Genomic DNA, 23192 nt, shown 5'->3' on the forward strand with positions numbered 1-23192 from the left:
CGGCGCCAGCCGAGACCACTCCGCATCAGAGAGATCAACCGCCATGAGGGAGAACACTACCGCCCAACAAGATCCGTCAGACAGGCCCTAGCCTTTCGCGTCCCATGCGTAGGTGCAGATGCCGGCCTGCATGCAGCTGACACCGCTTCTGTCGTAGACCGTAGCGGTCACAGCGGCCTTCAATGCGTCACCGGTCTTTCCCGACGCGCCGACCTGGAAGCCGACCTTGTTGTTGTGCAGGTCAAGGTCTGACTCGCCTTCGCCGTAGTCGATGTTCGGGTTGCCGCCCCTTTCGCCCTCCTGGGTCCGGGACTGGATCGCGCCCAGTTCGTGGGCGACGCCGAGCGATTCGGCCTCACTCGCCGTGAAACCCCCGCTGGCCATGAGCGCCATCCAGTACGCGTGCTTGACGGCGTTCGCCTGCGCGCCGGTCCAGCCTTCCTTCTCAGACAGCGAGTCGGCGTAGGCGGTCGCCTCCTGCATCGCCTCGATGCCGCGTTTGCATTTCACCGTCCCCACCTCGTAGCACCACGCCTGCTCGTACGAGCTCTTCATCTTAATATTGATGAGCAACGCGCAGCCGCCGCCGAAGAGAGCCAGGCAGCCGAGCTTCATCCGCAGGACCTTGGCGTCCTGTTGATCCTTCACTTCGAGCTGTCCCTGAGTGGCGCGGGACTGTAAAAACAACGGCTCTGGTGCAAAGACGGTGGTGGCCGGGGTGATCGAAGTTCGCGGATCGTGATGCGGCAGGGTATCGGCGGTGCGCTTCGATCTGATCAAGGTGTTGTTCGCCGGTCTGGTGTCCATGGTGGTCGACCAAGTCGATGACCAGGGTGAAACGGTGCGGGTCCGGGCGCGGACCCGGTCGGCGGCGGTGGCGTGCCCGGGGTGTGGGTGGCGGACGCGGCGGGTGCATGCCTACCACGTGCGGCGGTTGGCGGACCTGCCGGTCGGTGGCCGTGGGGTGGTGCTCGAGCTGCGGGTGCGGCGCCTGGCGTGCCGCAACCATACGTGTGCCAGGCGGACGTTCCGGGAGCAGGTGCCGGGGTTGGCGGCCCGCTGGGGCGGCGAGGACACCGATACGCCACGCTGATCATCGACCCGGTCACGCACCGCCGCATCGACGTGCTACCCGACCGCAAGGCCGCCACCCTCGCCGCCTGGCTGCGCGACCGTCCCGGCATCGAGGCTGTGTGCCGGGACGGGTCAGCGGCCTACGCCGAAGCGATCCGCCAGGGCGCACCCGATGCGGTACAGGTCAGCGACCGGTGGCATCTGTGGCACGGCCTCGCCGCCACGGTCGAGAAGACCGTGATCGCGCACAGCGGCTGCTGGCATGCCGGACCGCCCAGGCAGACCCTGGCCCGCCAGCAGCGCACCGAGCAGCGGCACACTGCCGTGCACGCGCTGCTCGATCAGGGACTCGGGCTGCTGGAGTGCGCCCGCCGGTTGGGCTGGGCGCTCAACACGGTGAAACGCTACGCCCGCGCCGCGACCGCGGCGCAACTGCAGCGCCCGGCCCAGTACCGGGCCACGCTCGTCGACCCGTACCGCGACCACCTGCGCCGGCGACTGGCCGAGGAGCCCGCCGTCGCGGTGACCCGGTTGCTGGCCGAGATCCGCGACCAGGGCTATCCGGGTAGCGCGAACCTGCTGGTGCGGTATCTCAAGCAGGGCCGCGCGGACGCGGCCACCACACCGCCATCGCCGCGGCGGCTGGTCACCTGGCTCATGACCCGGCCCGACACCCTTCCCGCAGCACACCGGCGGCACCTGACCGACCTCGTCGCCTGCTGCCCACCGATGACCGCCCTGGCCACACGGATACGCGAGTTCGCCGAGCTGCTCACCCACCGACGCGGCCATGACCTGCACGCCTGGATGGACACTGTGGACCGCGACGACCTGCCCGCGCTGCACGCCTTCTGCCACGGCCTGCGCAAGGACCTGCCCGCCGTCGTGGCCGGCCTGACCCTGCCCTACAGCAACGGCCCGATCGAAGGCGCCAACACCAAGGTCAAACTGCTGAAACGCCAGATGTACGGCAGAGCCGGATTCCCATTGCTACGACACAGAATCCTGCTCGCATGAGCGCCGAAACCACCACCGTCTTTGCACCAGAGCCGTTATCTTGACACTCCCCCTTCCGGTATTCGAAATGGGTGAGGACGAGCCCAGCGCGGACGGTGTCGCCGACGGTGCGCGGACTGGCGGTGGTGTGGCGTAGGTGCGCTCACGGCCGGCGAGCAGCGCGAAGCGGCGTTCGCCGGGCGCGCGTTCGGGCGCGCAGCAGCGCGTTGCAGGCCGGTTGTCCGGGGCCAGTCGGGCATCGCGGCCAGCGCTTCGATTCCCCTCGGCGACACCCCGGCACGCGGTGGCCCGGAAGCCGCCGCACCCGGCTCCGAGTAGGGGACGTGTCCTCGTTTTGCGGAACCACACCAGCACCAGCAGCGCTTGGTATCAGCAGGTCAGCGCCCGGGTTCTGCGGCGAGTGCGGCGTTCGGCGGCCGGCAGGCGCGACACGTAGCGGACCAGTTACCTCGGCGCGGCAAAGGACACGTCAAGGACGGCACGATAGGCGATCACGGACAAAGGCCTCGTCCATAGGTGGATCTTCGAGGGCTTCGCCCAACTTCCAGCACCGTCCGACGTGGACAGCATGCCCGTGGCGGTCAACTCCCGACGGCATGCTCGCCGAGATCACGTCATTCGAGAATCTGCACCGGCGGTCCACGGGGACAACGGCTGCTTGTTCCCGCCGTGCGGAGCATCCGGCGGACATGCCGCCCGGCCGGGCGCGGCATGGTCGAAAGCCGGCCGCGATACACCGCCGGCCGTGTCTTGCCGCCAACCATTCGATGCATTGCCGGACCGGCGGGCCGGCGCAGCTGCGGCGTGGATACGCGACGACGCTTCGGACCAGGACCGGGCCGCCCGTCGCCGTCGGCTTGGCGCGGCGCGGGATCACAGCCGTCTTCCGCGGCACTGCTCGCGGGACGTCGTGCCTGGTCAGGTGGCGTGATCGGCGAAGCCGACGGCGAGGGCGGCGAGGGCGGCGAGGGCGGCGAGGGCGGCGAGGGCGGCGAGGGCGGCGAGGGCGGCACCGGCCCTTGCACCGATCCGCCGCGCTGGTCGCTGACCGCCGGCGGGGTCTCACCGCGCACGCGGCGGAGCTTCTCGGCGTGCCGTCTGGCCAGGCCCCAATCCCGACGCCTCGCATGCTCCCGGCGGAACTGCTCCTTCGCCGGAGAATAACGACGCGACCTCGTCCGGTCACGCATGGCAGCCAACTCCGTCTTCGAAAATAACTGCAGCTGCCCCATACATGTAATTATCCCAGAACCCAACCAAACCCGCCGCCCCGAACGGCAGTCAATAATAAGGTAATCTCAACGAGGATGCCTGCAAAATCGGGGTGACACGCTCGGATCGTCCACACTGGACAATGATAAACGGGGCGTGGAAGACCTGGTAGATCAATCCTCGCCACAAGATCCTTCCCCCGCGCGGTGAGGACTCCGCGTGATCACATATCGCGCCATGGTCGACGTGCCCGAGGAACTGGTGGCCCATGTCGCCGCGCTCGCGCTCACCCAATTCGAGAAGCAGGTCAACGGGCTTTTTCTACCCACATCAGGATCGCTCCGATATGTGGGATTACTTTGGGGATCAATGAGCCACTCTCCCCGCCGGTGCGAACGTTCCACGCGCTTTCAAGGCTGCCCGCAAGCGGGCCGCTGCGCGGACGCACCGAAGCCCCGGACATCCTCACGACGAGGAGCCGGCGCTACACCCGACTGTGACCCGGATACGCGCCCGACACGGCGGCAGACGGCCGGCGGCGCAGCCGATCGCGGCTCGTCGCCTTGCGCTTCCAGTGTAGGAATAGGGGTCTGCGGCGCGACCGGATGTGCTCCATACTGAGGCCGCGCTTCGAAACGCGCAGAAGGCGGTCCCCGGTGCAGACATCCTACCCTTGGTTGATGTGGACGGCGCTCGTCGCCGGTGTCGCCTGCATAGTGATCGGGCTTATCTCCGCTGTTCTAGGTTGGACCCCGCGACGTGCTGCTCGCGCTGATGCTCGTCGAACTGGATGGTTTCAGGTACTCATGGGATCAGGCATTCTTGTCAACGTCGTGCCGAGAGTGGCCGGTGCCTCTCGTTCCGTTGTGCTGGCGTGTTCGATTGCTGGCCTGGTGCTTCTGATCGCCGCACTCTTCGGCCCGCAGCGACGGCACAGAGCCTGACCGCGACCCGCCGACGCGCCGGCACCAGTAAGGCCAACGACAAGGACACGCCGGCACCGGGGGCGCCGGCGGTCGCGGCGGCGCGTCAGGACTTGCGGTCTGCGCGGGCGAGCGCGGCGATGCGCAGATCGCGTGCCCGGTGCACGTGGGCCTGCAGTTCGCTGCGCGCGCGGGCCGGGTCACGGTCGTGGACGGCGTCGAACACCCGCCGGTGCTCGTCCTGGGTGCTCTGCCGATCGTCGGGCGCGCCGGCCGGCCGGGCTTCGTAGGCGGCCAGCTGGGCTTCGACCCGGCTGGCCAGCTGGGCCAGCGTCGGGTTGTGGGCCGCGTCGCGCAGTGCGTCGTGGAACGCGTCGTTGATGTGGATCAGGTCCGCTCCGGTCGCGGCCTCGGCCTGCTCGAGGAGGTGCCGGAGCCGGGCCAGATCGAGCTCGCTGCGCCGCTGCGCGGCCAGCTCGGCCGCGGCGAGGTCGAGGATGATGCGGGCCTCGAACAGCTCGACGACCTGTTCGGGACTGCGGACGGGCACCGCGTAGCCGAAGCGCACGCGCTCGAACAGGCCGTCCTGTTCGAGCCGGGCCAGGGCGTTGCGGACGGGTGTGCGGGACACGCCGTACTCGGCGGCGAGCTGAGCTTCACCGAGCGTCAGGCCCGGCGTGACGTGGCCCTCGACGATCCGGCGCCGGATCCGCGTGTAAATGTCGTCCGCGCCGATATGTTTAGCCGGGTTCTCGATACGTGCCGCCACCTGCGTATATCTCCTTCACTGCGCGCCGCCGCCGGGGTGTCGATCACCACTGTAGCCACGCCAAGTTCCTAGTGATACGGTATGGATTCAATGTGGATCCAACTGGGAGGTTCGGTGATGGCGGGGATGCGGGCAGCCTTGCTGACGCGCCGCCGTGCCGTCGACATGATGTTGGTCTGTAGCGCGCGCTGTCGCTGATCAGCCAAGTCTCTCCCCCACACCCGCGCGCCGCTCCCCCGATCCCTGCTGCCTGCCGATCGTTCGGCGGCTCCTGCCATGGCGCGCGCCTCTTTCAGTACGGAAGGAAACAGTCGTGTCTTCTGCACGCCGGCTCAGGATCGGCCTGGCCGCATATGGAACCGGATGGGATCTGGAGGCCTGGCGGCTGCCGGGCGCCACGAACTCGGGGCTGCTGGACCCGAGCGTCATCATCGACGTCGCCCGCATCGCCGAGCGGGGCAAGCTCGACTACGTCTTCAGCGGCAGCGCGCTCGCGACCGAACCGAACCGCCCGAACCGGGTCTTCCGGTGGGACAACACGGTGTACGCCGGCACGCTCGCGGCTGTCACCGAGCATGTCGGGTTCTTCCCCAGCTACAACACCTCCTTCGAGCACCCGTACTTCGTCGCCCGGCAGATCGCGACCGCGGACCGGTTCAGCGCCGGCCGCATCGGCGTGAACCTCGTCTACGGCATCGACCGGGAGGGCGGACCGGCGGGCAACTTCGGCGGCTGGCCGCTGCCGGACGAGCAGTCCAAGTACGACCGCGCGGACGAGTTCACCGAGGTGTTGTTCCGGCTGCTGCACGACAGCTGGGACCACGACCTGCTGCTCGACGACCGTGACGGCGGCACCCTGATCCGGCCGGACAGCTGGCACCCGATCGACTTCGTGGGCAAGCACTTCGGGGTTCGGGGCCCGTTGAACGTGCCGCCGCCGGTGCAGCGCAAGGTGCCGCTGATCCACGTCGGCGAGTCGGCCCGCTCACTCGAACTCGGGATCCGCCACGCCGAGGTGCGCTTCAGCCCGTACTACGGCTTCGAGGAAGGCAAGCGCCGCTACCAGCAGATCAAGCAACAGGTCGCCGAGGCGGGACGGGACCCCGACAAGTTCCTGATCATCCCCGGCATCACGTTCTTCGTCGCCGGCACCAAGCGCGAGGCCAGGGAGAAGTTCAACGAGGCCCATCGTGCCCAGACCGAAGAGGTCATCCCGGCCTACTTCGCGAAGGTGTTCGGCGTCGACCTGGCCGGTGTCCGGGCGTCGAGCCGGGCGGCCGACGTGCTGCCGCTGGAACGGCTGAACGGCGACGCCCTCAAGACGACCGGCGCGCTGGCCCGCGAGACGAGCACCGTGAAGCGCGGCGGGCTCGACGACGCGCACTGGCTGCACGACCTGCTGGCCAAGCGGATCGGCGAGGATCTCACGCTTGCCGAGTTGTACCACGCGGTGCAGGGCCACCTGCAAGGCGAGCAGATCTTCGTCGGCGACACCACCGGCTTCGCCGACTGGCTCGAGGAGAACTTCGTCGAGCGGGTCTTCGACGGGATCCAGCTGTTCCCGCCGTACCACCGCGGGCCGGCCGACTTCTTCGTCGACAACGTCGTGCCCGAACTGCAGCGGCGCGGGCTGTTCCGCCGCGAGTACGAGTCCCGCCTGCTGGCCGAGAACCTCGGCATCGCCTGAGCCCCAAGAAGGAGCAATAGCACATGTTCGACGGTCAACCCCCTGCTCGGCCCGGTAGCGTCCGGCGCCGCTCAGGCCGTACACGTTCAGCATTATCCGCGACCATCGCGGCAGCGCTCGTCACCGTCCTGGCCGCATGCGGCGCGAACCCGGCGGCCCCGCAATCGCAGAACGCCGGCGCGCCGGTGTCCGGCGGCAACCTGGTCTACCTCGCCTCCTACGACAATCCCGACTTCCAGTGGACCGACGTGAACGACTGGGAGCCGGGCATCATCTTCGGCGCTCTCGTGGACCGGCTCGTCTACTGGGACGCGAAGTCGAGCACGCTCAGGCCGTGGCTGGCCGAGTCGTGGACGGCCAGCCCGGACAGCACCCAGTTCACCCTGAAGATCCGCAAGGGCGTGACGTTCAGCGACGGCTCGGCGCTGAACGCACAGGTCGTCGCCGACAACCTGACGATCAAGGGCAAGGGCGACAAGGCGCTTGGCATCCCGGCCACCTATACCTGGCCCGCCGGTTTCGAGAGCGCGACCGTGACCGACGCCGACACCGTGGCGGTGAAGTTCTCCAGACCGGCGTACGGCTTCATCCGGGCGTTGACCTTCTACCACAGCGGCATCGTGGGCGAGAAGACGCTCAAGCTGAGCTTCCAGGACAGCTCCGACATCAAGAACCTCGTCGGCAGCGGCCCGTTCGTGTTCGACAGCTACACCCCCGGCGAGCAGTACGTCCTGGGCAAGCGCAAGGAATACGACTGGGCTCCGGACGGTGCCGGGCACACCGGTGCCGCCTACCTGGACAAGATCACCGTCCGGATCGCCGGGCAGAACAGCGTGCGTACCGGGCTGCTGCAGTCCGGGCAGGCCGACGTCATGCGCGACGTACCGCCGGCCGACGAGCAGCGGCTCGGCCAGACGGGATTCACCGTGCTGCCGGCCAAGCAGATCGCGTACTCGGTGCAGCTGCGCATCCGGCCGAACACTCCCGCGACGGCGGACGTCCGCGTGCGGCAGGCGATCCAGCACGCCGTCGACCGCAAGGAGCTCGTCGACACGCTCTACTTCACCGACATCTGGAAGCCGGCGACGTCGGTGATCGAGGCGGGCGTGCCGGGGTGGGTGGATCTGTCCGGCAAGCTCACCAACGACGTGGGCAAGGCGAACACGCTGCTGGACGAGGCCGGTTGGACGGCCCGGGACGCGCAGGGCTTCCGCACGAAGGACGGCCAGCGCTTGTCGTTCCTGGTGTACTCCGTGTCGTGGATCCGGGAGTCGCAGCCCGAACTGCTCCTGCTGGCCCAGCAGCTGAAGAAGGTGGGCATCGAGCTGACGGTCAAGAACGTCGACTCCAACAACGAGACGGCGGCGGTCGGCGCGCCCGGCGTGAGCCTGTCCATCTCGCTGGGCAGCGTGCCGACCGTGTCCGGGCCGATGCGCAACAACTTCCACAGCGCGGTCACCACGAGCTGGTTCAACAACGGTGCGCTGGCCAAGGACACCGAGCTTGACGGTCACGTCGACGCGCTCAGCAACGCCACCGACGACGGCACCTACACCAAGGCGGTCGGCGAGTTGCAGAACTACCTGATCGACCAGGCGTACGTGATCCCGCTGGACACGAACCAGCAGACGTTCGCCGTGGCGAAGAAGGTGCACGACCTGAACGTCGACGCATACGGGCGGCTGTTCTTCTACGACGCCTGGCTGAGCAAGTAGCCGGGTCCCGTACCCACCATCTCGTCCGGGCGGGACGCGCGCGTCCCGCCCGGACTGCGCGAAGAGAGCTCACAGTGAAACAGCTACTGCGGCGGGCCGGTGTACTCGCGCTGGTCCTGTTCCTGGTCTACACGCTCGTGTTCGTCGTGCTCGTCGTGCTGCCCGGCGATCCGATCAGCAACCGCCTCAGCCACCCGGACGCGGGCTACACGCCGCAGACGGTGGATCTGCTCAAGCACTACTACGGCGTCGACAAGCCGGCGGCGGTGCGGTACACGGAAGGCTTGCTGCGGGCTCTGCGCGGCGATCTCGGACACTCGCTCGCCGACGGGCGGTCCGTGACCGGCAAGCTCGCCGACGCCTTCGTACCGACGCTGCAGCTGGGCGGCATCGCGCTGCTGATCGTGCTCGTGCTGACCACCGTCGTCGGGCTCGGCGCGCTGTACGGGCGCATCCCGGCGCTGCGCGTGGCGTTCATGTCGGTGCCGTCGCTCGTCTACTCGCTGCCGGTGTACCTGGTCGCCGTCGTATTCATCCAGGCGTTCTCGTTCCAGCTCGGCTGGGTGCCGCTCAACGGCGACGGCGGGTTCGCCGCCACCTTCCTGCCGGCCTGCGTCCTCGGCATCACCATCTCGCCACCGCTGATCCAGGTGTTCGTCCGCAGCCTGATCAACGCGGACCGCCAGCCGCACATCACCGTCGCCCGCGCCCGGGGCATCCCCGAGTTGCGGATATTCACCCGGCACCTGTTGCCGGGCGCCGCGCTGCCGAGCCTGACGGTCCTGGGCATCACCATCGGCTACCTCATGAGCGGCGCCGTCGTCACCGAGACCGTGTTCACCCGGTACGGGCTCGGCGCGCTCACCCAGAAGGCCGTGCAGCAACACGATCAGCCGGTGCTGCTCGGCATCGTCGTGGTCAACGCCGCGGTGTTCCTGCTCGCCAACCTCCTCGTCGACGTCCTCTATCCGCGCTTCGACCCACGCGTCCAGCCGAGGTTCAGCCATGCCAAGTAGCGCCCGCGACACCCTGCTCGCCGACCTCGGCGCCGAAGGCGATCCCGGCGTCGAAGCCGGACGCCCGGGCACCGCCCGGCGCCTGCGGGGACGCCGAATCCCGCCGACCGTCGTGTTGTCCGTGCTCGTCATCGTGGTCGTGCTCGGCTCTGCCGTCGCGCCATCGCTGCTCGCCGGACAGGACCCGATCAACGGCGTCCCGTCCGACAAGCTCGCGTCGATGAGCGGGACACATTGGCTGGGCACCGACTACCTCGGCCGCGACATGTACGCGCGGATCGTCCACGGTGCCCGTACGTCGGTGCTCAGCGCGATCCTCGCCGTCGCCGTGGCCGTGAGCCTCGGCACGCTCACGGGTCTCGCCGCGGCGCTCGGGCCACGGTGGCTGGAGACGCCGCTGATGCGACTCATCGACGTGCTGCTCGCGATCCCGTCACTGCTCATGGCGATGGTGTTCGTCGCCGCCTTCGGGTTCTCCAGCGGCAACGCCGCCGTCGCGGTGGGACTTTCGATGATCGCCACGTTCGCCCGGGTGGCCCGGGTCGAAGCGCTGCGCGTGCGTTCGGCGCCGTACATCGAGGCCGCGGAGATCGCCGGCACCACCCGCGTCGGAGTCGTGGTCGCGCACCTGCTGCCCAACATCGCCACGACGCTCATCTCGCTGGCGGTGCTGGAGTTCGGCGCGGCGATCCTGGCGCTGTCGACGCTGTCGTTCCTCGGCTTCGGCGCCCAGCCGCCCAGCCCGGAGTGGGGGCAGCTCGTCGCCGAGGGCGCGAACTTCTTCTACGCCGCACCGTGGCTCGTCTACGCCCCCGCCGCCGTGGTCGTCATCGTCGTGCTCGCCGTGAACCGCCTGTCCACCTACCTCGACGCGAGGGCATTCGATGAGTCGCTCTGAAGCACCCGCCGATCCGCCGCTGCTGCGGGTACGAGACCTGTCGATCGCCTACCGGACCGCCCGGCAGTGGAACCCTGTGGTGCACGACGTCTCCTTCGACGTACGGGCTGGCGAGACCGTCGCGCTGATCGGGGAATCCGGCTCCGGCAAGACCACGCTCGCCGGTGCCGTACTGCGGATCCTGCCGGCCAACGCGCGTACCACGGCCGGCGCGATCCTGTTCGACGGCGCCGACCTCGGGCGGGCGTCGCGACGGCAGCTGCGGCAGATCCGCTCCCACGGACTCGGCTACGTGCCGCAGGACCCGACCATGTCGTTCAACCCGCTGCGGACGGTGCGCAGCCAGCTGTACGAGGTCCTCCGCCTCACCAGACCCGAACGCGGCCCGGCCGCCGAAGCGGAGGCTCTGCTGCGGCGGGCCGGGGTCGCCGACACCGCCCGCGTGCTGGACTCCTATCCGCACCAGTTGTCCGGCGGGCTGCTGCAGCGCGCGCTCATCGCCGCGGCGATCGCCGGACGGCCGCGGCTGCTCATCGCCGACGAGCCGACCTCCGCGCTCGACGCGACCATCCAGAAGGGCATCCTCGACACGCTCGGGCAACTGCGTGCCGAGCTCGGCCTCGCGGTCCTGCTCATCACGCACGATCTGGCCCTCGCCGCAGCGCACAGCGATCAGGTCATCACGCTCGATCGGGGCCGGGTGGCCTCGTCGCCGTACGCCGAAGCGTTGTTCGCGAGCGCCCCCAAGCCTGTCGCCGTCACGCTGGCCGAACGCGCCGACGACACCGCCCGGGAAGCCCCGGCGCCGGCGCTCACCGTCGACGGCGTCAGGAAAACCTTCGGCCGGTTGACGGCGGTCGACGCCGTCTCCTTCACCGTCCCGTCGGGCACCACACACGCGCTCGTCGGCGAGTCGGGGTCGGGCAAGACGACCCTCGCCCGGATCGTGCTGGGCCTGCTGCGCGCCGACTCCGGTGCGGTGCGGCTCGACGGGCGGCCGGTCGACCCCACGGATCGCGTCGCCCTGCGCGAGGTCCGGCGCGACCTGCAGATCGTGCACCAGAACCCGTACGGCTCACTCGATCCGCGGTACACGGTGTCACGCATCATCGGCGAGCCCCTGGTCCGCTACCGCGCCGGGGACCGGCGGCAGCGACAGGCACGCATCGGCGAGCTGGCCGACGCCGTGGGGCTGCCGGCCAACGTGTTGCAGCGCCGGGCACGTGAACTGTCCGGCGGGCAGCGGCAGCGGGTCGCGATCGCGCGTGCGCTTGCCCTCAACCCGAAACTCATCGTGCTCGACGAGCCGACCTCCGCGCTCGACGTACGGATCCAGGATCAGGTGCTGCAACTGCTGCGGACGTTGCAGCGCGAACGTTCGCTGACCTACCTGTTCATCTCCCACGATCTGCGCGTGGTGGCAGGCCTCGCCCACACGGTCACGATCCTGCGCAGCGGCACCGCCGTCGAGTCCGGCCCCGTCGCCGACGTCTTCCGGTCACCGGCCGACGAGTACACCCGCGTCCTGCTCGAGTCCGTGCTGTAGCCCATCCCGAGGAGTGCCCGTGCCCGATCCCCGCACACAACACCTGATCAGTGCCCGAGAGCTGATCGACCATCCGGTGCCACGACCCGTCGTGCTGCACGTCGGCAGGGCGTCCGCGACGCTTGCGGCGCCACAGGCCAAAATCACCGGTGCTCACGTGACCGAACTCGAGGAGGACTTCGCGGCGCCCGCGGACGGCGAGCGCGGGAGGCTGCCGTTGCCCGACGTCCGCAGCCTGACGGATCGGATACGGAGCTGGGGCATCGACGGCGATACACCGGTGATCGTCTACGCCGCACGAGGCGAACTCGTCTCCGCGGCCACCCGGGCCTGGTTCGTGCTGCGCTGGGCCGGGCTGAGCGACGTCCGGCTGCTCGACGGCGGGCTCGACGCCTGGCGGGCGGAGGGCGGCGGCACCGAGGACATCGCCACGACCGCGCCCGCGGCGCCGGGCACCTTCGTCGCGTCGTCCGGTCACCTGCCCACGATCGACGCCGACCGCGCCGCGCGGTTCGGCGCCCAGGGGCACCTTCTCGACGCCCGCGACGAGGCCGCCTACGACGGCGGTCACATCCCCGGCGCGCGACTCGTAGCAAGCCCCGTGTTCGACAACGGCAGACTCAACAGCGCGCAGACCCTGCGGTCCGCGCTCCCCACTCCGGCGGCCGTGTACTGCGGTGCGGGAGTCTCGGCCACCACCGTCGCGTTCGCCTACGCCACGCTCGGGCGCACCGTCCCGGTCTACGTCGCCTCGTGGTCGGGGTGGACAGCCGATGCCGACCGGCCGATCGAGCATGCCTGATCGGCCGGACCTGGCACGCTGATCCCGGTGCGCCCCGATCCCCCTGCGGGCGGGACCGGGGCGCGTCAAAGGGCTACAGCGGGGGCAGGGACGTAAGTGGCGTAGGCGGAACGGTTGCCGACGGCGTGGTTTCCTGGCGCCGGGCCTACCGTGCGCTGAGCGGCATCGAGGCCGGGGTGACCGGGGCGGGCAGGCGTCCACCGTCGCCCAGGTACCGGTGGACCGCCGCGGCGGCCGAGCGGCCCTCCGCGATCGCCCAGACGATCAGCGACGGTCCCCGGCGGGCGTCGCCGGCCACGAAGACGCCCGGCGCCTCGGTCTGCCAGTCGCTGTCGGCGTCGATCGTGCCGCGCCCGTTGCGGGTGAGCTTCGCCTGGGCCAGGTGCGGTCCGGGCAGCGTACCGCCGAAACCGATCGCCAGCAGAGCCAGGTCGGCCGGCACCTCGCGGACCGTGCCCTCGACCTCGCTCAGCGTGAAGCCGGGGCCGACGAGGACGTCCACCAGCTCGACCGCGCGCAGCCGCCCCTCGTCGTCGCCGATGAAGCGGCGCACCGCGCAGCCGAAGTTGCGCTCGCCGCCCTCCTCGTGCGCCGAGCCGCTGCGCAGCATGGTCGGCCAGGTCGGCCAGGGGTCGCGGCTGCCGTCCCGCTGCGGCGGAGGCAGCGGTGCCACCTCCACCAACTGCACGCTGGCCGCGCCCTGCCGATGCGCGGTGCCGAGGCAGTCCGCGGCCGTGTCGCCGCCGCCCACGACGATGACGTTCAGGCCGGCCGCGTCGATCGGCGGTGCGTCCAGCGTGCCGGCGACGACCCGGTTCGCACCTTCCAGGTACACCATCGCCTGGTGAATGCCACTGAGCTCGCGGCCGGGAGTGCTCGGCACGTCGCGCGGGTCGAGGGCGCCGCAGGCCAGGATGACGGCGTCATGCCGCTCCCGCAGCTCGGCCAGCGAGACGTCGACGCCGACCTCACAGCTGGTGACGAACGTAACACCCTCCGCAGCGAGCTGTGCGGCCCGCCGGTCGATGTGGTGCTTCTCCAGCTTGAAGTCGGGGATGCCGTAGCGAAGCAGGCCGCCGACGGCGTCGCTGCGCTCGTACACGGTCGTCGCGTGCCCGGCCCGCGCCAGCTGCTGCGCGGCGGCCAGACCGGCCGGCCCGGAGCCGACCACGGCCACGCTGTGACCGGAGCGCGTCGCGACCGTGAAGGGCCGCAGCGGCCCGCCATCGGTGAGACGGTTGATGATCTCGACCTCTACCTGCTTGATCGTGACAGGGTCGTCACCGATGCCGAGGACGCAGGCCGCCTCGCACGGGGCCGGACAGAGCCGCCCGGTGAACTCGGGGAAGTTGTTCGTGGCGTGCAACGTCTCCGCGGCGCGCTCCCAATCGCCGACGCGCACCAGGTCGTTCCAGTCCGGGATCAGGTTGCCCAGCGGGCAGCCGTTGTGGCAGTACGGGACGCCGCAGTTCATGCACCGGCTGGACTGCTCGTGGATCACCTGGTCGTCGACGCGCTGGTACACGTCGCGCCAGTCGGCGACCCGCTCGGACACCGGGCGCAGCAGCGGCAGCTGCCGGCGGTACTTCATGAATCCCATCGGATCAGGCATGACTGGCCTCCGTTGCCTGGCGGGTGCATCCGGATCGCGACGGGACAACTCTGGCCCGAAATGTGGGACGGCCGTCCCACTGACGTAAGTGGCACCCTAACCGAAACGCCTGGGTGAGGGCCAGAAAAGCCAAGTGCGCCACACCGCCACCGCGGCTGCTCTGGCCACAACGAGCCGTCGGCTCCGTGACGTATCGGGGCAATGAGCCACGATTCGCCCGTGCCACGCAACAGGCCTGAGCGTGGCGACGCCCGGCTCCAACCTTGCCGTTGTGGTCCAGCCGCGCCTTGATCCCGTCCAGCTCGGCCTAGCCGTGCGTCACCGGCCCGCGCCGTGGCGCCCGCGACGCGCACCCGCCGCGCCGGCCTCCTCGATCGTCACGCCGACCGTCAGCCGCCCGTCCGTGCCGAGCCGCGCCGCCGTAGCGCGCGCCGATCTGCTGTCGCAGCCGCTTCGCGATCGCGCTCCGGCCGGTCGCCGAAGCGGGCCGCGCCGGCGCCGCGGATGCCGCGACATCGTGTGAAAACCGGTCTTTGCCATGATTCTGCCCATGTGAACCTGCGAGGTGGCGTAGGACACAAAGTCCTACTACTCCGATTGACATAGTAGGAGTTTGCATGGACGCTAGATCACATGGCTCGGACGCTACTTCTGACCCGCGAGCGGTGTGTCGATCTGCTCCGCGTTGCTAGTGCCGCCTGTTGACCTAGACCCGATCTCGGACGCACGTCGCGTCCAATCACCTCGGCGGCTGTCGCCGCCCGACGCTGACACGTTTCCGTGAGGCAGTTGCGCCCATCCATGGGGGACGGCTGTCCGCGCACGGTCACGCGTCGCTGATCAAGCATAAGACATGATCGTTGGCCCGAGTCGGCCCACGATCGACGTCTGCGTACCTCTGATCACCCACTCTGTACTGGAGCCCTGTGTGGTCGTAAAGCATGAAATCAACCGTGGCTGGCGTACCGTTGACACGGTCGAGTTTCCGCGGGCCGAGCCGCCTCGCGAAACCAGCGTCCTTGTGGTCGGTGCTGGCCCGTCCGGCCTGGCCAGCGCACTGGAACTCTCGCGCAACCGCGTCGAGGTCGCCGTGGTAGACGCGGCCACGTCCGCCAGCCTGGTCCGGGCCGGGGCCATGTCACACACCGCCCGCGTGGTCGAGCTGTTTCGCCGGTGGGGCGTGCTCGACGCGATCCGCGAGGGATGGACGTTTCCGCCGGAGTGGAACACCGGCAACCGGCTGCGTACCTCGCTCGTCGGTCACGACCTGGGGCCGGGTCCCAGCCGGTCGTTCGGCAAGCGCCACGGGAGCGAGTACTCCTTCGAGGATCCGATCCGCCGCCCGCAGACCGTGCTCCAACAGGCGTTCCTGCGCAAGCTCGCCGCCGACGGCGTCCCGGTCGCCGGTGGATGGCGAGTCGTCGAGTTGCACGACAACGGCACCGGCATCACGACCGTGGTCGAGCACGTCGGCTCGGGCGAGCGTCGCGAGGTGCGCGCGCGGTATGTCATCGGCGCCGACGGTGGCCGAAGTGACGTCCGGCGGCTGTCGGGCATCGAGCGCGACGGCGAGCGGGCAGCAGAACGCCACTTCCGCTTCATCGTGCGCGTACGCGAGTACCCGGCTGACATCGGGCTGACTCTGAGCGGCACCAACGTTGTCGTCAACGAGCGCTTCGACGGCTTCCTGGCGGCGATCAGCGACCACGAATGGCGCCTGTACGCAGGCCCTTACCCCCTCGGCGCCGAGCCGGCCGAGGCCGAACTGCTGGAACTCGCGAACGCGGCCTTCGGAACGCGGGTCGACGCCGAGATCGTCAGCCTCACGCCGTTCTACAAGAGCACGCGGATCGCACGGACCTTCCGCAAGGGCCGGGTACTGCTGGTCGGCGACGCCGCGCACGTCCGCGCACCGGGCGGCAACCTCGGCGAGGGCTTCGGCGACGTCGCCAATGTCGGCTGGAAGGTCGCGGCGGTCCTGCGCGGCGACGCCGGCGAGGTGCTGCTCGACTCCTACGACGAGGAACGCCGCACCCACAACCACCGCGTCGCGAGCGTCGCGCAGGAGCGCGCGGTGGCGAACGAACGAGCGATTGCGCAGGCCCGCGCGCTCGGGTTCCCATCCGACGACGATCTCAGCGATGGCGCGCACGCGCGGCGGGCTCAGATCGGCGCGGTACTGCGCGGCGAGGCCGGCCCGCAGGACGGCGTGATCTTCGATGAACGCTACGACACGTCGCCGGTGATCTGGCATGAGCCGGCCGGACCGGGCGACGTGCCGGCCTGGGACCCGCGCCGCTACACGCCGACCGCCCGTCCCGGCCACCGCGCTCCGAACGGGAACATCGACCCGTTCGGCGGCACTGTCTACGACCGGCTCGGCTCCCATCTCGCCCTGCTGGTGCTCTCCGACGAACATGACACGGTCGAGGCGTTCCAGAAGGCCGCCGCCGAGCGGTCCATCGAGATCGACGTCATCCAGCTCGACGACGCGGATGCCCGCGCGGTCTACGGCGCGCGGTACGCGCTCCTGCGGCCGGACCATCACGTGGCCTGGCGCGGTAACGGCACCGACGTGGACCCGGGGACGATCCTCGACCACGTCCTCGGCGTCGCCAAGCCGTCATGACAACCACTTCGACGGCCGCTCCCCCGGCACCGGGGCCACCGGAAATCGTGCGGGGACGCCGGACCGAAGCGGTACGGCTGCACCGCTTCGCGCGCACCAGACTCACCGTGCGGTTCCTGCTGCAGACAACCGTCGTGTTCGTGACGGTCTTTCTCATGGCCACCTTCATCACGTTCGGGCTGCAGGGTCTGAGCGGGCTGAGCCCGGCGCACCTGAAGCTCTCGGACGACGCGACACAGGCGCAGATCGACGAGCTGAACCACGAATGGGGACTCGACCGCCCGTTCGTCACGCAGTACCTCGACTGGCTCGGCGCCATCGTCCACGGCGACCTGGGCAAGAGCTGGTACAACGGCGCGGCCATCACGGAGTTGCTCGTCGACCGGGCCGCCGTCAGCCTCTCGGTCGCGCTGCTGGCCCTCGTCATCGGCATCGTCGCCGGCGGTGTGCTCGGCGGCGTCGCGGCGCGGTTCCACACCCGGTGGATCGACCGGCTCATCACCGGCTTCACGTCGCTCATGGCCATCATTCCGGCGTTCGTCGTCGGCATCCTGCTGGTAGCGGTCTTCGCCGCTACGTTCAAGCTCCTGCCGGCCGCCGGATACATGACCATCGCCGAAGGCGGCATCGGCGGCTGGCTGCGGTTCCTCTGGTTGCCGGCGATCGCGCTCAGCTTCGACACGGTGGCCGACGTCGCGCGGCAGCTACGGATCGGACTGATTCAGGCGTACCGCGAGAACTACGTGACCGGCGCGGTCCTGCGCGGCCTGAGCGGCGCACGGATCTTCTTCGTGCACGTGCTGCGCAACGCGGTCGGCCCGACGCTGGCGATCCTCGGCCTCAAGTTCCCGAACCTCATCGGCGGCGCGGTGGTCACCGAGGCGATCTTCGGGCTCACCGGCTACGGCCAGTTCGCCGCGGCGTCGGCCAACCGGGGCGACGTCCCCGCGGTACAAGGGGTGCTCGTCCTGGCGATTGTGCTGGTGGTCGCGTTCAACCTGCTGGTCAACGTGATCCTCGCGCGTCTGATCCCCGCCGCTTCGAGAGGAATCTGACGTGCTGAGCAGAGTGCTCAAACTCAGGAGCGGCCGGATCTCCGTCGGCCTGCTCAGCGTGATCCTGCTGCTCGCGATACTCGGGCCGCACATCGCGCCGTACGACCCGCTCGCGAAGAGCGACCTGGTGTTCGGCGGATCCAGCGGCGCGCATTGGTTCGGCACCGACTACCTCGGCCGGGACCTGCTGAGCCGGTTGCTCGCCGGAGCGACGATCAGCGTGCTCGGCTCCGTCGAGGTGGCCATCATCGCACTGGTCGCCGGCGCCGTCCCCGGCGTCCTGTCGGTGTATCTCGGCCGGACCTTCGAGTGGCTCTCCCTCCGGCTCATCGACACGCTCATCGCGTTGCCGTTCCTGGTCTTCGCCGTGGCGATCACGGCGCTGCTGGGCAACGGCATCCCGCAGGCCATGTTCACCGTCGGGTTCCTCGTCGCGCCGATGTTCTACCGGGTGACCCGCGCCGCCACACTGTCCGTCGCGCAGTCGCAGTACGTCGAGGCCGCCGTCCTCGCCGGGGCGTCGGTGGGTTGGGTCGTGCGCAAGCACGTGCTGCTCAAGGTCCTGCCGCCGATGACAGCGACGCTCGCCAACGCCATGGGTACCGGCTTCATCGTCGTCGCCAGCCTGACCTTCCTCGGTATCGGCGTCCAGCCACCGGACCCCAGCTGGGGCGGCGTTCTGGCGTCGGATCTGAACTACCTCGCCTACCGGCCCTGGGCACCGCTGTACGCGATCGTCCCGATCCTGCTGACGGTATGGGCCTTCAACCTCCTCGCAGATGCCATCCGCGACGTGTCCGGTGCGTCGGGACGCGTGCTGCTCGCTGACGTCGCCAGGCCCCTGCCCAAGCGCAAGGTCGGTGCGGCATGAACCCCGACGAGGCACCCGCGCTGCTCACCGTGGACGATCTGCGGATCAGCTGGCCGGGGTCAGCCACCGACGTGGTGCGCGGTGTTTCCTTCCAGCTGCGCCGCGGCCGTGTCGTCGGGATCGTCGGCGAGTCCGGCAGCGGCAAGACCCTGACCTGCCGGGCGATCCTGGGCACGCTGCCGGACCGGTTCAGCATCAGCGGCGGCCACGTCGACCTGCTCGGCCGCGACGTCACCACCCTCACGCCCAAGGACTGGCGGGCGCTGCGCGGATCGGTGATCGCCGCGGTCTTCCAGGACCCGGCGTCGTATCTGAACCCGTCGATCCGTGTCGGCAAACAGGTCGCCGAGATCCTGCGGGTCAAGGGCGGCCTCTCCCGGCGGGCCGCCAAGGCCCGCGCGATCGAGCTGTTCCGGGATGTCGCGCTTCGTAACCCCGAACTGGTCTACGCGCAGTACCCGCACCAGCTCTCCGGGGGCATGCTCCAGCGCGTCCTCATCGCGTCCGCCGTCGCGCTCAACCCGCAGGTGCTGATCGCGGACGAGGTCACCACCGCGCTCGACGTGACCGTCCAGTCCGCGGTGCTCGACCTCCTCAACGACCTCCGGCTCCGGATCGGCCTGTCGCTCGTCGTGGTCTCGCACGACCTCGCCGTCGTCGCCCAGCTCTGCGACGAGATCCTCGTCCTGCGCGACGGTGAGGTCGTCGAACACGGCCCCACCGAGCAGATCCTCTTCGCCCCCACGCACGAATACACCAAGCTGCTCGTCGGCGAACACGAACGGTACGGTCTCGAACGGTACCTCGCCGCAGCGGACGAGCCCGACGGCAGCGACCTGGACACGCTCCAGGCCGGGGCTGAGGAGACCGACCGTGTCTCGTAACGACGCTCCCGCGCAGGACCGGTTACTGCAGGTCGAGGGCCTCGACGTGCACTACGGCCGCCGCACGCACCGTACCCAGGTGCTCTGGGACACCACCTTCGAGGTCCGGCGCGGCGAGTCGGTCGGACTCATCGGCGAGACCGGCTCGGGAAAGACCACGCTGGCTCGGGCGATCGTCGGCCTGGTCCGGCCGAGCGCCGGGCGCGTCGTCGTGGACGGCAAGGATGTCACCGCCTTCACCGGCCGCCAGTGGCGCGCCTTGCGCCGGGACGGCAGCGTCCAGTACGTCTTTCAGGACCCGCTGCGCAGTCTGGACCCGGAGCTCACCATTCGGGCGACCCTGCGGGAACCCCTGCAGTTGCAGCGGCGGCTCTCCGCGGACGCCATCGACGAACGCATCGCCGAGCAACTCGAGCTGGTCCGGCTCGAACCGGAACTGCTCGACCGCTATCCGAGCGAGCTGTCCGGTGGGCAACGCCAGCGCATCCTGCTCGCGCGTGCGTTGGTGACCGATCCGGCACTGCTCATCATGGACGAGCCGGTGAGCGCGCTCGATGCCGCCAACCGCGTGCTGGTGCTGACACTGCTGAACAGGCTCCGCGACCGCGGGGTGTCGATGCTGTTCATCTCGCACGACCTGGGCTCGGTCGCCGGTGTCACCGATCGCGTTCTCGTGCTGTACCGCGGCGAACTGGTCGAGACGGGGTCCACCGCGGACGTCGTGCGACGCCCACGCCATCCCTACGCACGCCTGCTCATCGGCTCGGCGCCGACCCTCACCACGGGCGCCGTGAATCGTGCCGAGCGCGACGAACTGCGCCGGCTGCTCGACGGCGGCTGACACGAGCCCAAGAGCACCTCCGGCCTACGCCTCCGCCAGCCCCACCAAGCACCGTCAACGTCTAGGAGCACCATGTCACAGCCGAAACAGGTCCGCCTCGCCATCAACCTTCTGGCGACCGGACGACACAACGCGTCATGGAAGACGCTGCCCGATCCGGAAACGCTGTCGACCGACATTGACGTCTTCATCGAGATCGCCAAGACCGCCGAGCGCGGCCTGATCGACGGCATCTTTCTCGCCGACAACCACGGCGGGCTGAACGAAGAGGCCTACAAGCGCCCGTTCCGCGCGCTGGACCCGTCCGTGCTGCTGGCCGCGTTGGCGACCCACACGCGGCACATCGGCCTGGTGTCGACGATCCCGGCCCTCTACGGCAACCCCGCGACGGTCGCCCGCCAGATCGCGAGCCTCGATCACGTGAGCAAGGGCCGTGCGGCGTGGAACATCATCACCAGTCAGAACGACCACACGCTGAGGATCTTCGGCCTCGACGAGGCGCTGCCCCAGGAGGCGAAGTACGACAGGGCCGAGGAGTTCGTCAGCATCGTCACGCAGCTGTGGGACTCGTTGCCGGCCGCAGCCGTCGTCGCCGACAAGGAGCGCACGGTCTACATCGACCGTGACAAGCTCCGGCCGATCGACTTCCAGGGCGAACACTTCCGCGCCGCCGGAACGCTGGGCGTCACCGCCGGCTACGGTGGCCGCCGTCCGGTGCTGCTGCAGGCGGGAGCGTCGCAGCTGAGCAAGCAGTTCGGTACGAAGTGGGCCGATGCCCTGTTCACCAGCCACTGGACGAAGCCGCAGGCGCAGCAGTTCTACGGCGACGTCAAGCAGCTCGCCGCCGAGAAGTGGCACCGTGACCCCGCCAAGCTCCTGGTGGTGCCCGGCGTGTACCCGGTGCTCGGCTCGACGGAGGCGGAGGCGATCCAGCGCAAGGCCGACCTCGACGACCAGCTGGACCTCGAGCACATCAAGGGTTCGCTCGCCGTCACCCTCGACGTGGACGCGTCGATCCTCGACCTGTCCCAGCCCCTGCCCTACGACAAGATCCCGCTCGACAACCCGGAGAACAAGACGGAGATCATCCGTCGTGCGAAGCTGGTCGAGGACGCCCGGGCCCGCAACCTGACGGCCAAGCAGGTACTCCTGCAGCACATCACCGGCGGTCACCGGATCATCGTCGGCACGCCCGAGCAGGTCGCCGACGACCTTCTCGACTGGATCGACACCGACGCGTGCGACGGATTCAACTTCAACATCGACCGTTACACCGACGGCCTGGAGCACCTCGTCGACTGGCTCGTGCCCGAGCTGCAGCAGCGCGGCCGCTTCCGCAAGGAGTACGAGAGCACCACGTTCCGCGGCAACCTCGGCATCGATGACGTTGACAGCCACTGACGCGGGCGGGCCGCGGCACGAGGCCGCCGCGGCCCCGGCCACGCCGAAGGTCACCGCCGTCAGTGAGCGGCTCGGGCTGAGCGAGCTCATCACCCGGCTCTGGGCCGACGCACCGCGTCGCGACACCGAACGGGTGCTGTTCAGCGACCTCCGGCCACAGCTGCGTGCGCTGCGCCTCGGCGCTGTCCGCCTTCCCCGCGAGGACGGCAGCCGGCTCCCGCTCTCCGAGTTCTTCGAGCTGGTGCTGGACCTGTCGGCGGCGGACTCCAACTTCGCGCACAGCCTGCGCAACCACTACGCCGCCGTTGAACAGCATCTGCTGTCGCCGACGGCGAGCACACCACGGATCCTCGCACTTGCCCGCGACGGCAACCTGTTCGGCGGCGCGGCGCAGGCGGAGACGGGCAGCTCGGCGCAGGCGGCGACGTCGGCGTTCGAGCGCCAGGCGGATGGTGCCTTCCTCCTGACCGACCGCCGGTACTACAGCACCGGCAGCATCTACGCTGACTATCTCGTCGCCGGGGTCACGCTCGACGACGGAACCCAGCAATCGGTGCTCATCGAAACCGACCGCGCCGGCGTGGAGTTGCCCGACGACTGGGACGGCTTCGGGCAGCGGCTGACCGGCTCGGGATCGATCGCGTTCGACCGCGTCCGCGTGACCGTGGACGACTTCGTGGAGCGGCCGGCTCCCGACCCCGACTACCCCCGGTACACCTTCACGTTCAACCAGGTGTATCTGACGACGGTCGTCGCCGGGATCGCGAACCGGGCCTTCGCCGACGCGGTGGAAATCGTCCGCACCCGGTCGCGCAACTACTACCACGGCACCGCTGAGCGAGTGCAGGACGAACCCGTCATCCAGGCCGCGATCGGTGTCGCCTCGGCGAAAGCGTTCGCCGCGACCGCGACGATCCGTGCGGCGGCCGAACTGCTGGAGCGGGCGTTCGCCGTCCCGACGGACTTCGCGGCGTCGCTGGAGGCCACCCTCGCAGCTATCCGGGCGAAGATCACCGTCGAGGAGCTCGCCCTCGACGTCATCGACGCGCTCACCAAGGTCGCCAGCGGCAGCACGCTCAGCACCACCCGGGCGCTGGACCGGCACTGGCGAAACCTGAAGGTGCTGGCCTCCCACAACCCGACGATCTACAAGCACCGAATCCTCGGCGCGTACGAACTTGACGGAACGACACCGCCGCTCGGGGTCTACTTCTAGCCCACCCCGCGGCGCCATTGAAAG

At 69.5% G+C, this 23192-nt stretch carries 18 protein-coding genes; 15 read left to right on the forward strand and 3 right to left on the reverse strand.

Going from position 1 to position 23192, the window contains the following annotated elements:
• Positions 1–87 precede the first annotated feature (87 nt).
• Positions 88–807: a hypothetical protein gene (locus AB0367_RS36505; RefSeq protein WP_366231107.1), complete on the reverse strand. Its 720-nt coding sequence runs from the start codon at positions 805–807 to the stop codon at positions 88–90.
• Between AB0367_RS36505 and AB0367_RS36510 the strand changes: the two genes are divergently transcribed.
• Positions 806–1093, forward strand: coding sequence for a transposase family protein (locus tag AB0367_RS36510; RefSeq protein ID WP_366231105.1), 288 nt, complete (start codon positions 806–808; stop codon positions 1091–1093). The genes AB0367_RS36505 and AB0367_RS36510 overlap by 2 nt on opposite strands.
• 32 nt (positions 1094–1125) lie before the next feature.
• On the forward strand, positions 1126–2091 hold the full coding sequence (locus AB0367_RS36515) for an ISL3 family transposase (RefSeq protein ID WP_366231106.1): 966 nt from the start codon (positions 1126–1128) through the stop codon (positions 2089–2091).
• 2241 nt (positions 2092–4332) lie between these two features.
• Here AB0367_RS36515 and AB0367_RS36520 read toward each other — a convergent pair.
• On the reverse strand, positions 4333–4995 hold the full coding sequence (locus AB0367_RS36520) for a GntR family transcriptional regulator (RefSeq protein WP_366231086.1): 663 nt from the start codon (positions 4993–4995) through the stop codon (positions 4333–4335).
• 313 nt (positions 4996–5308) lie between these two features.
• Here AB0367_RS36520 and AB0367_RS36525 point away from each other — a divergent pair, with 313 nt between their 5' ends.
• From AB0367_RS36525 to AB0367_RS36550, 6 genes are all read left to right on the forward strand, one after another.
• Positions 5309–6682, forward strand: a complete 1374-nt coding sequence (locus AB0367_RS36525) for an NtaA/DmoA family FMN-dependent monooxygenase (protein WP_366231087.1) — start codon at positions 5309–5311, stop codon at positions 6680–6682.
• Between the two features lie 185 nt (positions 6683–6867).
• Complete coding sequence (locus tag AB0367_RS36530; protein ID WP_366231088.1) at positions 6868–8397, forward strand: ABC transporter substrate-binding protein; 1530 nt, start codon at positions 6868–6870, stop codon at positions 8395–8397.
• 74 nt (positions 8398–8471) lie between these two features.
• On the forward strand, positions 8472–9413 hold the full coding sequence (locus AB0367_RS36535; RefSeq protein ID WP_366231089.1) for an ABC transporter permease: 942 nt from the start codon (positions 8472–8474) through the stop codon (positions 9411–9413).
• Positions 9403–10311 carry an ABC transporter permease gene (locus AB0367_RS36540; protein ID WP_366231090.1) on the forward strand — a complete coding sequence of 303 codons (909 nt, stop codon included), beginning with the start codon at positions 9403–9405 and terminating at the stop codon, positions 10309–10311. Before AB0367_RS36535 ends, AB0367_RS36540 begins: the two co-directional genes overlap by 11 nt.
• Positions 10298–11857, forward strand: a complete 1560-nt coding sequence (locus AB0367_RS36545) for an ABC transporter ATP-binding protein (RefSeq protein WP_366231091.1) — start codon at positions 10298–10300, stop codon at positions 11855–11857. Before AB0367_RS36540 ends, AB0367_RS36545 begins: the two co-directional genes overlap by 14 nt.
• Positions 11858–12014: 157 nt before the next feature.
• Complete coding sequence (locus tag AB0367_RS36550; protein ID WP_366231092.1) at positions 12015–12659, forward strand: rhodanese-like domain-containing protein; 645 nt, start codon at positions 12015–12017, stop codon at positions 12657–12659.
• 145 nt (positions 12660–12804) lie between these two features.
• On the opposite strand, the gene AB0367_RS36555 is transcribed toward AB0367_RS36550, so the two are convergent.
• Positions 12805–14271: a glutamate synthase subunit beta gene (locus AB0367_RS36555; protein WP_366231093.1), complete on the reverse strand. Its 1467-nt coding sequence runs from the start codon at positions 14269–14271 to the stop codon at positions 12805–12807.
• Between the two features lie 853 nt (positions 14272–15124).
• Between AB0367_RS36555 and AB0367_RS36560 the strand changes: the two genes are divergently transcribed.
• From AB0367_RS36560 to AB0367_RS36590, 7 genes are all read left to right on the forward strand, one after another.
• Positions 15125–16900 carry an FAD-dependent monooxygenase gene (locus tag AB0367_RS36560; RefSeq protein ID WP_366231094.1) on the forward strand — a complete coding sequence of 592 codons (1776 nt, stop codon included), beginning with the start codon at positions 15125–15127 and terminating at the stop codon, positions 16898–16900.
• A 47-nt stretch (positions 16901–16947) separates the two neighbouring features.
• Entirely contained in the window at positions 16948–17955 is a 1008-nt protein-coding gene (locus AB0367_RS36565) for an ABC transporter permease (protein WP_366231095.1), read from the forward strand.
• Between the two features lies 1 nt (position 17956).
• Positions 17957–18826, forward strand: a complete 870-nt coding sequence (locus AB0367_RS36570) for an ABC transporter permease (RefSeq protein ID WP_366231096.1) — start codon at positions 17957–17959, stop codon at positions 18824–18826.
• Positions 18823–19710: an ABC transporter ATP-binding protein gene (locus tag AB0367_RS36575; protein ID WP_366231097.1), complete on the forward strand. Its 888-nt coding sequence runs from the start codon at positions 18823–18825 to the stop codon at positions 19708–19710. The genes AB0367_RS36570 and AB0367_RS36575 overlap by 4 nt, the downstream gene beginning before the upstream one ends.
• Entirely contained in the window at positions 19700–20551 is an 852-nt protein-coding gene (locus AB0367_RS36580; protein ID WP_366231098.1) for an ABC transporter ATP-binding protein, read from the forward strand. Before AB0367_RS36575 ends, AB0367_RS36580 begins: the two co-directional genes overlap by 11 nt.
• Before the next feature lie 72 nt (positions 20552–20623).
• Positions 20624–21952, forward strand: coding sequence for an NtaA/DmoA family FMN-dependent monooxygenase (locus AB0367_RS36585; RefSeq protein ID WP_366231099.1), 1329 nt, complete (start codon positions 20624–20626; stop codon positions 21950–21952).
• Complete coding sequence (locus AB0367_RS36590) at positions 21933–23168, forward strand: acyl-CoA dehydrogenase family protein (protein WP_366231100.1); 1236 nt, start codon at positions 21933–21935, stop codon at positions 23166–23168. Before AB0367_RS36585 ends, AB0367_RS36590 begins: the two co-directional genes overlap by 20 nt.
• Positions 23169–23192: the final 24 nt, after the last annotated feature.

The sequence above is a fragment of the Dactylosporangium sp. NPDC051484 genome (assembly GCF_040689395.1).
Taxonomy (GTDB): domain Bacteria; phylum Actinomycetota; class Actinomycetes; order Mycobacteriales; family Micromonosporaceae; genus Dactylosporangium.